At 64.3% G+C, this 15,196-nt stretch carries 12 protein-coding genes; 8 read left to right on the top strand and 4 right to left on the bottom strand.

The annotated features are described in order from the left end of the window. Positions 1-3 precede the first annotated feature (3 nt). The 4 genes from UN84_RS06350 to UN84_RS06365 all read right to left on the bottom strand — a co-directional run bounded on the left by UN84_RS06350 (position 4) and on the right by UN84_RS06365 (position 4,624). A complete protein-coding gene (locus UN84_RS06350) occupies positions 4-1,548 on the bottom strand; it encodes a sugar ABC transporter ATP-binding protein (protein WP_152662811.1) in 1,545 nt (514 codons plus the stop codon). Positions 1,549-1,614: 66 nt separating this feature from the next. Beyond that, positions 1,615-2,529 (bottom strand): substrate-binding domain-containing protein, encoded by a 915-nt coding sequence (locus UN84_RS06355; protein ID WP_046077730.1) that lies wholly within the window; start codon positions 2,527-2,529, stop codon positions 1,615-1,617. A 271-nt stretch (positions 2,530-2,800) separates the two neighbouring features. Continuing rightward, a complete protein-coding gene (iolB, locus tag UN84_RS06360) occupies positions 2,801-3,604 on the bottom strand; it encodes a 5-deoxy-glucuronate isomerase (protein ID WP_046077731.1) in 804 nt (267 codons plus the stop codon). A gap of 156 nt (positions 3,605-3,760) precedes the next feature. Next, positions 3,761-4,624, bottom strand: a complete 864-nt coding sequence (locus UN84_RS06365) for a MurR/RpiR family transcriptional regulator (protein ID WP_046077732.1) — start codon at positions 4,622-4,624, stop codon at positions 3,761-3,763. A gap of 387 nt (positions 4,625-5,011) precedes the next feature. Between UN84_RS06365 and UN84_RS06370 the strand changes: the two genes are divergently transcribed. The 8 genes from UN84_RS06370 (at position 5,012) to UN84_RS06405 (ending at position 15,000) form a co-directional block, all read left to right on the top strand. Continuing rightward, positions 5,012-5,836: a TIM barrel protein gene (locus UN84_RS06370; protein WP_046077733.1), complete on the top strand. Its 825-nt coding sequence runs from the start codon at positions 5,012-5,014 to the stop codon at positions 5,834-5,836. Positions 5,837-5,875: 39 nt separating this feature from the next. Then, positions 5,876-6,775 carry a sugar phosphate isomerase/epimerase family protein gene (locus UN84_RS06375; protein WP_046077734.1) on the top strand — a complete coding sequence of 300 codons (900 nt, stop codon included), beginning with the start codon at positions 5,876-5,878 and terminating at the stop codon, positions 6,773-6,775. Between the two features lie 77 nt (positions 6,776-6,852). After that, complete coding sequence (locus UN84_RS06380) at positions 6,853-7,863, top strand: Gfo/Idh/MocA family protein (RefSeq protein ID WP_046077735.1); 1,011 nt, start codon at positions 6,853-6,855, stop codon at positions 7,861-7,863. Positions 7,864-8,237: 374 nt separating this feature from the next. After that, entirely contained in the window at positions 8,238-10,178 is a 1,941-nt protein-coding gene (locus UN84_RS06385; protein WP_046077736.1) for a bifunctional 5-dehydro-2-deoxygluconokinase/5-dehydro-2-deoxyphosphogluconate aldolase, read from the top strand. Beyond that, entirely contained in the window at positions 10,175-12,025 is a 1,851-nt protein-coding gene (gene iolD / locus UN84_RS06390; protein ID WP_046077737.1) for a 3D-(3,5/4)-trihydroxycyclohexane-1,2-dione acylhydrolase (decyclizing), read from the top strand. The genes UN84_RS06385 and iolD overlap by 4 nt, the downstream gene beginning before the upstream one ends. 55 nt (positions 12,026-12,080) lie before the next feature. Then, positions 12,081-12,980: a myo-inosose-2 dehydratase gene (gene iolE, locus UN84_RS06395; RefSeq protein ID WP_046077738.1), complete on the top strand. Its 900-nt coding sequence runs from the start codon at positions 12,081-12,083 to the stop codon at positions 12,978-12,980. A gap of 18 nt (positions 12,981-12,998) precedes the next feature. Continuing rightward, entirely contained in the window at positions 12,999-14,501 is a 1,503-nt protein-coding gene (locus UN84_RS06400; RefSeq protein ID WP_046077739.1) for a CoA-acylating methylmalonate-semialdehyde dehydrogenase, read from the top strand. 73 nt (positions 14,502-14,574) lie between these two features. After that, positions 14,575-15,000, top strand: a complete 426-nt coding sequence (locus UN84_RS06405) for a tautomerase family protein (RefSeq protein ID WP_046077740.1) — start codon at positions 14,575-14,577, stop codon at positions 14,998-15,000. Positions 15,001-15,196 lie beyond the last annotated feature (196 nt).

Raw genomic sequence — 15,196 nt, forward strand, 5'->3', positions numbered from 1 at the left:
GTATCAGGCGCTCTCGGCCGGTGGCGTCACCGGCGAGGAAGCGAGTTCCATGATGTTGACCTGGTCGGCGTCGCCGCGGTCGAGGAAGCCGGTGGTCCGGCCTTCGTGCATCACCATGATGCGGTCGCTCATGCCGATGACCTCGGGCAGCTCGGACGAGATCATGATCACCGCGACCCCTTGGCCGGCGAGCTTGCTGATCAGCTTGTGGATCTCGGCCTTGGCGCCTACGTCGATGCCGCGGGTCGGTTCGTCGAGGATCAGGATGCGCGGATTGGTCATCAGCCAGCGGCCGATCAGCACCTTCTGCTGGTTACCGCCGGAGAGGTTGCCGATGCGCTCGTCGAGGCTGGGGGTCTTGACCCTCAGCAGCTCCTTCATTGCGCTGCACTCTTGTTCGAGGCGACCCTGTTCGACGAAGGCGCTTCGGGTGTAGCCATCGCGCAGCACGGCCATTTCCATGTTCTCGATCACCGACAGCCCCAGAAACAGGCCGGTCTCCTTGCGGTCCTCGGTGAGCAGGGCGAGGCCCCGCAGCATGGCCTGGTGGGGAGAAGAGATCACCGTCTCCTGGCCGTCGATGGCGATGCTGCCGCCGGTGGCCGGCGTCACGCCGAAAAGCGTCTCGGCCACGTTGGTACGGCCCGAGCCGACCAGGCCGGCGATGCCGAGAATCTCGCCGGCGCGCACATCGAAACTGATGTCCTCGAAGATGCCCTCCAGCGCCAGGTTCCTGACCGAGAGCACCACGTCGCGGATCGGGACCTCCTCCTTGGGGAACATCTGGGTGACCTCGCGTCCCACCATCAGCTTGATGATCTCGTCGGAGGTCAGATCGCTGGCCGGAGCGGCATGGATGAACTGGCCGTCTCGGAACACCGAGATGTCGTCGGCGATCTCGAAAACCTCGTCCATCTTGTGGGTGATGTAGATGATGCCCTTACCCTGGGCCTTGAGGTCGGCGATGATGCGGAACAGGTGCTCCACTTCGCGGTCGGTCAGTGCCGAAGTGGGTTCGTCCATGATCAGCACGTCGGATTCATAGGAGACCGCCTTGGCGATCTCGATCATCTGACGGCCGGCCACGCTGAGGTGGCGCACCTCGGTCTCCGGGTCCATATCGATGCCCAGGCGCTCGAACAGCTCCTCGGTCATCCGGTTCATCCGGCGATGATCGACCAGCCCCAGCACATTGATCGGCTCGCGGCGGATCCAGATGTTCTCGGCAATGGTCATGAAGGGCATCAGGTTGAGCTCCTGATGGATCATGGCGATGCCGGCCTCGAGGGCATCCAGCGGCCCGTTCAGGCTCAGGGGCTTGCCATGCAGGCGGACCTCGCCTCGCTCGGGGATGTAGATGCCGGCAATGATCTTCATCAAGGTCGACTTGCCGGCCCCGTTCTCGCCCATCAGGGCGTGTACGGTGCCTGGCCGGATCCTGAGCTGGACGTTATCCAGGGCGACGACGCCGGGGAAGGTCTTGCGGGCGTCGACGACCTCGAGCAGGTAGCGATCGGCGCCGCCGTGGGGGTCTTGTCGTGTGTTCATCGTTGCCATGTCGCACGCTCCGACGATGTTCGCGTTGCCCCGCCCGGTGGGACGGGGCTGGCGGCATCAGTTGAGGAAGTCGTCGAGGTTCTCGGGAGTGACCAGCTGGAAGGGGACCATGTTGATGTCGTCCACGGGCTCGCCGTTGACCATGTCGATGGCGGCCTGAACGGCGCCGCCGCCTTGGCCTTCCGCGTCCTGGAAGACGGTGACGGCCAGCTCGCCCCGCTGCATGGATTCGAGCGCATCGCGGGTGGCATCGATGCCGCCGACCAGGATCTCGTCGGGTGAGATCCCGGACTGTTTCATGGCGATCAGCGCGCCCAGGGCCATCTCGTCGTTGTTGGCGGCGACGGCGTCGATCTGCTCGCCGCCGACGATCCAGTTGTTCATCAGATTGATGGCGTCGGTGCGCTGATAGTCGGCGGGCTGCTCGGCAACGATGTCGAGATCGGGATACTCCGCGGCGACCTCCTTGACCCCGTCCCAGCGCTTGTGGGTGGCCCCGGACGATAGCTCGCCGAGCATCACGGCCACGTTGCCCTTGCCGTCAAGCCGCTCGGCGATGGCCTCCATCTGCAGCGTGCCCGAGAGTTTCTGATCCGAGCCGACGAAGACGACGTTGTCGTTGTCCAGGTCGTTGCCTTCTGGCTGGCGGTTCACGTAGACCAGCGGGATGCCATGGTCGACGGCGGTCTTGGTCATCATCTGGGTGGCGGCGGTATCCACCGGGTTGATGATGATGGCATCGACGTCCTGCGCGGCCAGTGTCTGGATCTGACTCAGCTGGCGGCCGATGTCGCCCTGGGCGTCCAGGAACTGGATGTCGTGGCCCTGTGCTTCCGCCCCGGCCTGCATGGCGTTGCGCATGGTGGTGAGGAAGTTGTCGTCGAACCAGGCCACCGACGCACCGATGGTGGCGGCCATGGCAGAAGAGCTGCAGGCAGCGAATAGGGCGGTACCAAGGAATAGGCGTTTCATGGAGGGTCTCCCGAATATTGTTCGTTATGCTCGCGGCTGGCATGCCGTTAGGAGTGAGGAATCCCGTAGAATCCTATTTGGAATCTAGATTCCAAAATCAATAAATGCAAAAGAAATATTCTATACTTTGGTATTAATGGAATTTTTGTTTCTTTTTTGGGTGGAGCCGAGTGCTGGCCGATACGGGGGCTGGACACAAAAAACCCCGCCGAGGCGGGGAAAACGTCAATTCGGAGAAATTGACGCGGAGAGAAGCCAGTAAAGAGTTGAGTTACTGGTGGGCAATCCAATCGTGAGCAGGATCGTTCTGGAACTTCCACTTGCGTTTAGGGCCGGCCATCACGTTGAGATAATAGAGCTCGTAGCCGTGGGGGGCTCCGACCGGATGGTAGCCGCGCGGTACCATCACGCAGCAGCCGTTCTCGACTGCCATGGTCTCGTCCAGGCTGCGGTCATCGGTGTAGACCCGCTGGAAGGCGAAGCCCTGGGAGGGGTTGAGGCGGTGGTAGTAGGTCTCCTCGAGGATCGACTCTTCGGGCAGATTGTCCACGTCGTGCTTGTGCGGGGGGTAGCTGGACCAGTTGCCCGGGGGGGTGTAGACCTCCACCACCAGCAGGCCGTCGGCCGGCTCGGTCTCAGGCAGGATGTCCTGGATGTGGCGGGTATTGGTGCCGCTGCCGCGAGTGCTCTGCTGGATCTGGTCGGGGGCGATCAGCCGGGGCGCGTGGTTGCCGTGCCCCGGGGCACTGCAGACCGCGAGTTCCATGTCGGTGGTCGCCTCGACCTCGAAGCCGACGCCATCGGGCAGGTATACCGCATAGGGTGGCACCTTCTCGAAGATGTCCATGCGCTCGCCGATATCTTCCCAGCGATGCTCGCCGCAGCTCACGGTGGCGCGACCGGTGAGAAGCACCAGGCAGTGTTCCCGGTTGCCAGTGTTGGCCTCCAGGCGCTGGCCTTTGGTCAGCTGGTGGATGCGGAAGCCGACGTGCTCCCAGCCGGCGGATTCCGGCGTGATGTCGAGTACCGTGCCCTGATCATCGGGCGCGTGAGGGCGTACCAGCAGTGAAGTCATGGGGCGCTCCTGTCGAGTTCAGTGAGTGTCATCCAGCGGTGTATTGCCTGCCTGCTGCGCAGGGGCGCCGTCGTCGTGTTCCAGGACGACGGCGAATCGGATCTTGGATTACTGGGACCGCGCGGGTGCTGCCGGCGGTATGGGGCGTTGGCCGGGTCAGGCCTGTGCCTCGTCGCCATCACGGCCGGAACGGTCGCGGGCCTTGTCCTGGCGCATTCCCAGCGCGATGGCCAGGGTTTGGGTCAGGCAAAGCGAGGCCGTCAATCCGCGGAAGCTCTTGACCTCTGCCTCGTGTACCACCAGTGAGACATCGGCGATGCGAGCCAGCGGGCTGAGGCTCGAGTCGGTGATTACCACCAGCGGGATACCGCGTTTTCGGGCCTCGTCTGCCACCTCGCGGGATTCGGGAGCATAGGGTGAGAAACTGACCACCATCAGGGCGTCCTGAGGCTCGATGTTGCGTACCTGCTCGCCGTACATGCCGCCCAGGCCATTGACCAGGTAGGTGCTTTTTTCGATGTGATGCAGGGCGTAGGTCATGTAGCTCGCGACCACGAAGCTGCGTCTCGCCCCCATTACGTGAATGGCACGCGCCTGCTCGAAGATGTCCAGAGCTCGCTCCAGGTGCCGGGGATCAATGTTGCCCGGTAGCTGATCGAGCACCTCACGGTTGGCCTCGGCAAATTCCCACAGCAGCTGGGTGCTGTCCGGCGTCTCGCCGGTGGCTGAGCGCACGGCGCGAATGCGCTCGCTGTAATTGGGTAGTTCGTCCACCAGTCGCGAGCGAAACAGCTGCTGCATCTCGGAGAAGCCCGAGAAGCCGAAATGGTTGGCGAAACGGATCAGCGTCGACGGCGTGACACTCGCCCTCTCGGCCAGCTTGGCTACGGTGGCAAAGGCCACCTCCTGGGGATGATCGAGCAGGAAGCGTGCCGTTTGCTGGAGGCGACGGCTCAGCGCCGGATAGTCCGACGTGATGCGCTCTTCCAGTGTGGTGAAGTCCTGAGGGGGCTGGCTCATGGTTGCGCCTCGCTGGTGGGGCCTGATGCGCTCATTTCATCGTGATGCCCAGAATAGCGCAGAGGGAATAAAAATTCCATTTCTACGTTAGTATAGAATGGCTGGCGGAGCAATTTTTCCGTTTTTCCACCTGATATGAGCGGAGTGGAATGCTGCTTTGGTCGTAATTTACGCGGATTGCGACACCGCGATGAACAGTTTAACTATCTGATACTCATGGATTTATTGTTTTTCTCTCGAGGCTTTGTCTCAAGGATGGAATGTTCTGTTTGTTGATGGAGTGGAATATGTGTTCTAGCCTTCCGGAAAATGCGTCATCCCGTCCACCGGGCGTTGCCCGAACGGCGCGATGGCCGGTCAACAATGACGTCATCACTGGAGCCCGTCATGGCAAAGCAAGCCCTGAAGTTTTCGCTGAATCACATGGTGTGCCCCCGCTGGACACCCGCGCAACTGATCGAGGTCGCCGCCGAGATGGGCGTCGGTGCCGTGGAGCTGCGCAACGACGTTGGCGAGAACAGCCTGGTTGATGTAGAGCAGGCGCGTGCCGTTGGCGAACGCGCCCGGGCGCTGGGCGTCGAGATCCTGAGCCTCAATGCCCTCTATCCGTTCAACGACTGGAGCGACGAGCGAGCCGCTCAGGCTGACAAGCTGGCTCAGCTGGTTGCGGCTTGCGGTGGACGTGGCCTGGTACTGTGCCCGCTGGTCGATGGCGACTACTGTGGCTCGGAGGCCGACAAGGCGGCCGCATTCAAGCAGGCACTTACCGCGCTGGACGGCATCCTCGGCCAGTATGGTCTCAGGGGCTTCGTCGAGCCGCTGGGGTTCCCGATCTCCACCCTGCGCACCAAGCGTGCGGCGGTGACGGTGATTCGTGAGTTGGGTCTCGAGCAGCGCTTTGGCCTGGTCCACGACACCTTCCATCATCAGGGAGCCGGCGAGACAGAGTTGTTCGCCGACATGACCGGCCTGGTGCATATCTCCGGTGTCGAGGATCCGGCCATCGGCTTCGAGGAGATGCTCGACGGCGATCGCTTCCTGGTCGGCGAGGCGGATCGACTGGACAACGTCGGCCAGCTGCGCCGGCTGCTGGATGAGGGCTACGACGGCTACGTCTCGTTCGAGCCCTTCGCCGAGGCGGTGCATGCCGCGGCAGATCCGGTGGCCGAGCTGCGCCAGAGCATGGCCTTCGTGCAGGCCGGTCTGCGCTGATCCCCATTTGGAACACTCATTCATCACTCGGAGTTCGTCATGAAGATCGCCCTCGACCCTCATATGCATCGGCACCTGTCGCTGGAGGAAACCTGCCGGCTGACCGCCGAACTCGGCTACGACTACATCGAGCTGTCGCCGCGCCCCGATTTCCTGAACTGGTGGACGCGCCCCCGCGTCTATCCCGAGCGCGTGCGTTCCTTCAAGAAGGCCATGAAAGATCATGGCGTCGCCCTTGCGACCATGCAGCCGATGTACCGCTGGTCCAGTCCCTATAAGGACGAGTGGGAAATGGCCATCGATAACTGGAAGCGGGTCATCGAGATCGCCGTGGAAATGGAATGCGACACGCTGGTGTCAGAGTTCGGCCGCGGCGGCTCTGACGAGCGCTCCTTCGCCGATCGCGAAGGGCGGCATACCCCGGAGGCCTGTGAGAACGCTTTCTGGCGTTCCATGGACGTGTTGGTGCCGCTTCTCGAACGCGAGGGCCTGACCCTGAGCATCGAGCCTCACCCCGAGGACTGGGTTGAGACCATGGAGCCGGCGGTCAATATCATCAAGACGATCGATTCCCCGGCGGTCAAGGCGTCCTACATCGCGCCGCATTCCTTCTACTATGGCGACGATCTGGCCGAGACGATGCGCTCCACACAGGGTGTGCTGGCCCATGCTCGGGTAGCCGACACCTTCAATCACAAGGGCTCTTCGAGGCTTCGGTACATCGTCAATCCGCCGACCTCCAACGCTCGCGTGCACCAGCACCTGGACATCGGTGAGGGTGAAGTTGACTGGGATGTCTTCTTCAAGACCCTGCACGAGATCGGTTTCGACGGTGTGCTGTCGAGCTGCGTGTTTGCCTGGGAAGAGCGCGCCGTGGAGTCCTCGCGCTTTATGCGAGAAGAGATCCAGCGCTACGTCGACAAGTACTGGAAGCAGTGATGCCGAGTGGGCCCGGCATCATCGCCAGGCCCACTGTCCTCTCTACGAACAAGCTCAACACACTAAAGGACATCACCATGACCGTCAGAATCGGTGTCATCGGAACCGGCATGATCGGCGAGGAGCATTCCCGCCGCATTTCCCAACGCCTCACCGGCGGTGAAATCGTCGCCGTCAGCGACGTCAATGCCGACCAGGCGCGCGGCGTCGTCGATCGTCTGCGTCTCGATGCGCGGGTCTACGAGAGCGGCCTCGAGCTGATCCAGTCCGACAACGTGGATGCGGTGCTGGTCACCTCATGGGGCCCGACTCATGAAGAATACGTGCTCGCCGCCATCTCGGCCGGCAAGGCCGTGTTCTGCGAGAAGCCACTGGCCACTACCGCCGAGGGCTGTCGCCATATCATCGATGCCGAGATCGAGGCCGGAAGGCGCCTCGTCCAGGTCGGCTTCATGCGTCGCTACGACAGCGGCTACAACCTGATGAAGGATGCCATCGACGCCAACCGCCTGGGCGAGCCGCTGCTGGTGCACGCCGCCCACCGTAACCCCGACGTGCCGGAGCGCTACGTCACACCGATGGCGATCCACGACACTCTGATCCATGAGCTGGACACCTTCCGCTGGTTGCTCGACGACGACTACGCCAGCGCCCAGGTGATCTTCCCGCGCAAGACGCGCCATGCTCACAGCAAGGTGGAAGATCCGCAGATGGTCCTGCTGGAGACCGCGAAGGGCGTACGCATCGATGTCGAGGTGTTCGTCAACTGCCAGTACGGTTACGACATCCAGTGTGACGTGGTAGGCGAGGAGGGCATCGCCCACCTGCCCGAGCCGCAGAGCCTGACCTTCCGCCAGGGCGGCCAGCGCTCCAACGAGATCCTGCAGGACTGGAAGCAGCGTTTCGGTGACGCCTTCGACGTCGAACTGCAAGCGTTCATCGACGGCGTTGCCGTCGGCGAGATCGGCGGGCCGTCATCCTGGGACGGCTATGCCGCCGCCATTGCCAGCGATGCCTGCGTCAAGGCGCAGGAGAGCGGGCAGATCGAAGCGATCAACATGCCTGAGCGTCCGGCATTCTATGGCTGAGGCGGGTCCGTAACTGAGCGTCGTGAAGGTTGGCCCTGGATGTCGTCGTGACACGGTATCCAGGGCTTTTTTATGCCGTGACCGGTCCTCGTTGTGTGACTCGGGAATGAAACGTTCATTCCGAATGTGTCGGAACGCAATACCCGCTTGCGCGACCCTTCTCGTTCTTGAAAACCGCGCCAGGCCTTTGATGGCCGATGTTTCATGTTTACGGGTTACCAGGAACTATTGTTCCAACTTTGGTATTACTGGAATCTTTGTTCTATTTTGTCTAGTATCGATATGACAGCCGACGTATTACGCAACCACGGCCGCTAGAGCCCACCGACCGGTCCCATGCAGTCGGGCGCCGGCCTCAAGCAGGAATCGACTCTATGAACAATGCCAACTCCCTGGATCTGATCTGTCTCGGCCGCGTCGCCGTTGATCTCTACGCCGAGCAGATCGGCAGTCGACTGGAGGATGTCACCAGCTTCGCCAAGTACCTGGGCGGCAGCTCCGGCAACATGGCCTATGGCACCGCTCGGCTCGGCCTCAAGTCGGCGATGCTGTCGCGGGTCGGCAACGAGCAGATGGGCGGCTTCGTGCGCGAGGAACTCGAGCGTGCGGGCGTCGACGTCAGTGCCCTGCAGACCGATCCCGACCGTCACACCGGCCTGGTGCTGCTGGCGCTCAAGGATCGCGACAGCTTCCCGCTGCTGTTCTATCGCCATGACTGTGCCGATATGGCCATCGATGCCGAGGTCATCGATCCGGCCTTCATCGCCCGTGCCAAGGCGCTCGCCATCACCGGCACCCACCTGTCCACCGAGACCACCGGACGGGCCTGTCGCAAGGCGCTGGACGCCGCCGCCGAGCATGGCGTCAAGCGGGTGCTGGATATCGATTACCGCCCGGTACTGTGGGGCCTGACCACCCCCGGCGACGGCGAGACCCGTTTTATCGCCGATGAGTCGGTCACCACCGATCTGCAGCAATGGCTTGGCGACTTCGACCTGATCGTCGGCACCGAGGAGGAGTTCCACATCGCCGGCGGCAGCACCGATACCCTGGCCTCGCTGCGTGCGGTGCGCCGGGTCAGCGATGCCACTCTGGTGTGCAAGCTCGGCGCCCTGGGCTGCGTGGTCTTCGAGGGCGAGATTCCCGAGCGCATCGAGGACGGCATCCTGGTGGAGGGCGTCAAGGTCGAGGTGCTCAACGTGCTGGGCGCCGGCGATGCCTTCATGAGCGGCCTGCTCAGGGGTTGGCTGCGCGGGGAAAGCTGGGAGACCTGCGCCACTTATGCCAACGCCTGCGGCGCCCTGGTGGTGTCGCGCCACGGTTGCGCTCCGGCCATGCCCACTGAAGAAGAGCTGTTCGACTACCTGAGCCGTCGCGCTACAGTCCCACGCCCCGATCAGGATGAACGCCTCAACCACCTGCATCGGGTCACCACTCGCACGCCTGCCGACTGGCCCCAGGTCTGCGGTCTGGCCTTCGACCATCGGCGCCAGCTCACCGACATGGCGCGTGACGTCGAGGCCGACCCGGCGCGCATCCCGGTGCTCAAGCAGTTGCTGGTGCGTGCCGCCGAGGAAGGCGCCCGTCGCACCGGGCTCGACAAGCCGGCGATCCTGGTCGACGACGTCTTCGGCCAGGACGCGCTGAACGACGCCACCGGCAAGGGGTGGTGGATCGGCCGTCCGGTGGAGCTGCCGAGCTCCCGCCCGCTGCACTTCCAGCATGGCGACGACCTGGGCAGCGAACTGCGCCACTGGCCGGCGGAGCACATCATCAAGTGTCTGGTGTTCTATCACCCAGACGATCCGGTCGAGCTGCGCCTGGAGCAGGAAGCTCGCCTGCGTCAGCTCTACCAGTCGGCCTGCGCCAATCATCTGGAACTGCTGGTCGAGGTGATCCCGCCCGCTGGCAGTGAGGTCGATGACCGCACCCTGGCGCGTGCCGTGCAGCGACTCTACCACCTGGGCATCCGCCCCGACTGGTGGAAGCTGCCGGCCATGTCCGACGCGGCCTGGATAGCGGTCAGCCAGGCGATCGAGGAGCAGGATCCGCACTGCCGCGGCGTCGTGCTGCTGGGCCTGGACGCGCCGATGGACGACATGAAACGCGGCTTCGCCGCCGCCGCTCGCAACGCCCGCTGCAAGGGCTTCACCGTCGGCCGCACCCTGTTCGCCGGGCCCGGCCGCGAGTGGCTGGCCGGCACCATCGACGATGCCCAGCTGGTCGACAAGGTCGCCGGCAACTACGCCGAACTGATTGAAGAATGGCAACGGCTGCGCGCCGCCCAGCCCACTGCAGAGGAAGTCCTGTCATGAGCACCATTCGACTCACCATGGCCCAGGCCGTCATTCGCTACATGATGGCCCAGAAGGTCGAACTCGACGGCGAGATACAGCCGATGTTCGCCGGGGTATGGGGCATCTTTGGCCACGGCAACGTGGCCGGCCTGGGGGAAGCGCTCTACCACGTCCGTGAGGAACTGCCGACCTATCGCGCCCACAACGAGCAGGGCATGGCGCACGCCGCCATCGCCTACGCCAAGACGCTCAATCGCCGGCAGATGATGGCCTGCACGGCCTCGGCCGGCCCGGGCTCGACCAACATGGTCACCGCCGCCGCAGTGGCCCATGTCAACCGGCTGCCGGTGCTGTTCCTGCCAGGCGACACCTTCGCCACTCGCATGCCGGACCCGGTCCTGCAGCAGGTCGAGAACTTTCACGATCACACCCTGACCTCCAACGACTGCTTCCGGCCGGTGAGCCGCTTCTTCGATCGCATCACCCGCCCCGAGCAGCTGCTGACCTCGCTGCCCCAGGCCATGCGGGTGCTCACCGACCCGGTGGAATGCGGGCCGGTGACCCTGGCGCTGCCCCAGGACGTGCAGACGATGGCCTTCGATTTCCCGGAACACTTCTTCGACGAGACCCTCCATCGTCAGCGTCGCCAGGCCGCGGATCGCGACGAGCTGGCCGATGCCATCGCGCTGATCCGCCAGGCGAAGCAGCCGATGGTGGTCGCCGGGGGGGGGGTGCACTACTCGGGCGCGCTGGCCGAGCTCGATGCCCTGGTTTCCACCTATCACCTGCCGGTGGGCGAGACCCAGGCCGGCAAGGGCGCCCTGCCGTGGGACCACGAGCAGAACATGGGGACCATCGGCGTCACCGGTGCGGCCTCCACCAATGCCCTGGCCGCCGAGACCGATCTGATCATCGCCGTGGGCACCCGGCTGGGCGACTTCGCCTCTGGCTCGCGGGCCATGTTCAACCCACACGCCCGGTTGCTGTGCCTCAACGTGGCTTCCTTCGATGCGGTCAAGCACAAGGGCCAGGCGCTGGTCGGCGACGCCCGCCTGACGCTGCCCGAGCTCAGGGAGGGGCTGGCCGGCTGGCAGCCCGAGGGTGGCTGGATCGAGCGTGCCGCCCGGCTGCGCAGCGAATGGAACGCCCAGGTCGACATCGCCACCACCGATCGTGGCAGCGACCTGCCCAGCGACGCCGAGGTGGTCGGCGCGGTCAACCGTGCCGCCGGCGAGCGCGACATCGTCGTCTGCGCCGCCGGCGGGCTGCCGGGCGAGCTGCAGAAGCTGTGGCGCACCCGCTTCGATCGTGGCTACCACATGGAGTACGGCTACTCCTGCATGGGCTACGAGCTGGCCGGCGGGCTGGGGGCCAAGATGGCCAAGCCCGACTCCGAGGTGTTCGTGATGGTCGGTGACGGCTCCTACCTGATGCTGAACTCCGAGATCGCCACCTCGGTGATGCTGGGCCACAAGATCGTCGCGGTGGTGCTCGATAACCGCGGCTACGGCTGCATCCATCGTCTGCAGCAGTTCTGCGGCGGCCCGGGCTTCAACAACCTGCTCGACGACTGCCTGACGGCGGAGGGTGGGGCGCCCAAGACCGATTTTGCCGCTCATGCCCGGGCGCTGGGGGCACAGGCCGAGAAGGTGGGCAACATCGCCGAGCTGGAGCAGGCCCTGGCGCGCGCCAAGACCGCCGAGACCAGCTATGTGATCACCCTCGATACCGATCCATTGCTCGACACCGGCGACAGCGGCTCCTGGTGGGACGTGGCAGTGCCGGAGGTCTCCGAACGCAGCCAGGTCGAGGAGGCTCGCCGGCGCTACGAGTCTTACAAGGCCCGACAGTGGCAGAACCTTTGACACGGCGACAAGCGATATACCGACGAACCACGGGGTTCACGATTAGGAGCACATCATGAGCGTTAGACTGGGCATCAACCCCCTGACCTGGACCAACGACGACCTGCCGAGCCTGGGCGGCGACACCCCGCTCGAGGTGTGTCTCTCGGAGGGTCGAGAGGCCGGCTTCACCGGCTTCGAGCTGGGCCACAAGTTCCCGCGCACCCCGGATGCCCTGTCCCGGGTGCTGGGCGAGCACGACCTGTCGCTGGTCTCCGGCTGGTATTCCAGTCAGCTGCTGGAGCGCAGCCCGGAGGAAGAGATCGAGGCGGTCAAGGAGCATCTCGAACTGCTCAAACAGTGCGGGGCCACCGCGATGGTGTTCTGCGAGGTCTCGCGCTGCGTCCACGGCGACCAGGGCACACCGCTGACCCGCCGGCCACACCTCAGCGAGGCCGACTGGCAGCGCCTCACCGAGGGCCTGAACGTGGTCGGCGATTACCTGAAGGAGCAGGGCGTTCACCTGGCCTATCACCATCATCTGGGCACAGTGGTGGAGAGCCAGGCCGACGTGGAGCGGCTGATGGACAGCACCCGCGACTCGGTGGGCCTGCTGCTCGACTTCGGCCACCTGGTGGGTGCCGGCGGCGATCCGCTGGCGATCGCTCAGCGCTATGCGTCGCGCATCAAGCACGTGCACTGCAAGGACATGCGTTTCCCGGTGCGCGAGGCGGTGCGCAACCGCGACAAGAGCTTCCTGGACGGGGTGCTCGACGGCATGTTCACCGTGCCCGGCGACGGCGACATCGACTTCCTGCCGGCCCTCGAGCATCTGCACCAGACCGGCTATCAGGGCTGGCTGGTGGTGGAGGCCGAACAGGATCCGCAGATCGCCAATCCGCTGACCTATGCCCGCCTGGGGTGCAACAACCTGCGCTCGCTGGCCGAAGGGGCCGGTTTCACCATCGAGAAATAAGCACCAAGAGGTAACGTCATGAACCAGATTCACCACTATCTCAACGGCCGCCACGTCGACGGACGCAGCGAGCGCTTCGCACCGGTCTACAACCCCGCCACCGGCGAGCAGAGCGCCCAGGTCGCCCTGGCCTCCGCCGACGAGACCCGCGAGGCGATCGCCTCCTCCGAGGCGGCCTTCGCCGGCTGGTCGAAGCTGTCGCCGCTCAAGCGCTCGCGCATCCTGTTCAGGTTCAAGGCGCTGGTCGAGCAACACGCCGACGAGCTAGCCGCCATGATCTCCCGCGAGCACGGCAAGGTATTCTCCGACGCCAAGGGCGAGGTGACCCGCGGCCTGGAAGTGGTCGAGTTCGCCTGCGGCATCCCGCACCTGCAGAAGGGCGAGCACTCGATGAACGTCGGCACCGGCGTCGACAGCTACTCGATGATGCAGCCGCTGGGCGTATGCGCCGGCATCTCGCCGTTCAACTTCCCGGCCATGGTGCCGATGTGGATGTTCCCCATCGCTCTGGCTTGCGGCAACACCTTCGTCATGAAGCCGTCCGAGAAGGACCCGTCCACGCCGATGCGCCTGGCCGAGCTGCTCAGCGAGGCTGGCCTGCCCGACGGCGTGTTCAACGTGGTCAACGGTGACAAGGCATCGGTCGACGTGCTGCTCACCGACGAGCGCGTCCAGGCGGTGAGCTTCGTCGGCTCCACGCCGATCGCCGAATACATCTATGCCACCGCCTCGGCCCACGGCAAGCGCGTTCAGGCACTGGGCGGGGCGAAGAACCACATGGTGGTGATGCCCGACGCCGACCTCGACCAGGCGGTGAGCGCGCTGATGGGCGCGGCCTACGGCTCCGCCGGCGAGCGCTGCATGGCGATCTCGGTGGCCGTGCCGGTGGGCGAGGAGACCGCCGAGCGGCTGCGTGCCAAGCTCGTCGAGCAGCTCGAGCAGCTGCGCGTCGGCCCGGGGATCGTCGAGGGGCCCGACAACGACATGGGCCCGCTGGTCACCCGCGAGCACCTGGAGAAGGTCAAGGGCTATATCCAGACCGGGGTGGACGAGGGCGCCGAGCTGGTGGTCGACGGCCGTGAAACCGTGATCGAGGGCGCCGGCGACGGCTACTTCGTCGGTGGCACCCTGTTCGACCGCGTCACCCCGGGCATGCGCATTCACGCCGAGGAGATCTTTGGGCCGGTGCTGGCCATCGCCCGGGCGGCGAGCTTCGACGACGCCGTGGCGATGATCAACGACCACGAGTACGGCAATGGGACCGCCATCTTCACCCGCGATGGTGATGCCGCACGCCAGTACTGTGAGCAGATCCAGGTGGGCATGGTCGGCGTCAACGTGCCGATCCCGGTGCCGATGGCCTTCCACAGCTTTGGCGGCTGGAAGCGTTCGCTGTTCGGCCCGCTGCACATGCACGGCCCCGACGGCGTGCGCTTCTACACTCGCATGAAGACCATCACCCAGCGCTGGCCGAGCGGCATTCGTGAAGAGACCAACCATTTCACCATGCCGACCCTCTGACCGACGCCCGACCTCGCGTTTCACCTTCGCGCCGGGCCTCGTGCCCGGCGTTTCTTCGACAGGAGACCTTTTCATGCCCCTCGTGACCATCAGTGTGCCCGACCATCGCTCTTTTCCTTGGCGCAAGAAAGTCGCCGACCTGGTCAACGCCGCGGTGATCGAAACCCTCGACTTCCCGGCAGACGATCGCTATCAGCTCCTCCAGCCCTTGCCGGCCGAGGACATGGAGCTGCAGCAGCGCAACGGCGACGCCGTGTTTCTGCAGCTGACCATGCGCGCCGGTCGCCCGATCGAAGCCAAGCAGGCCTTCTATCGACGAGTCGTGGACGACCTGTCGAGGCTGGCCGGCATCAAGCCAGCCAATGTGATGATCGTGATTACCGAGAATAGCGACGCCGACTGGTCGTTCGGCAACGGCGTGGCGCAGTTCCTTGAGCAAGGTGATGTGCAGCAGGGATGCTTCTTCCAGCCGGTTCGGGAGGCTGGCGAGATGTCATGAGCCTCTTGCGGGGCCGTTTACGAACCGTAAATCGCGCGCCATGGAGGGCCCAGCCGGACGGCGGTGCTTCCATGGCGCGTTTTTGTGCGTGAGGGTAGCGACGTTCAAGGTCTTCGGCCCGCGGAGTAGACCAAAGTATGGAATACATGCATTGAACATTCCTTCCGTGAAATCTATATTCTGGAATCAGCGTTCC

Source organism: Halomonas sp. HG01 (assembly GCF_000968715.2).
GTDB classification, from domain to species: Bacteria; Pseudomonadota; Gammaproteobacteria; order Pseudomonadales; family Halomonadaceae; genus Halomonas; species Halomonas halophila.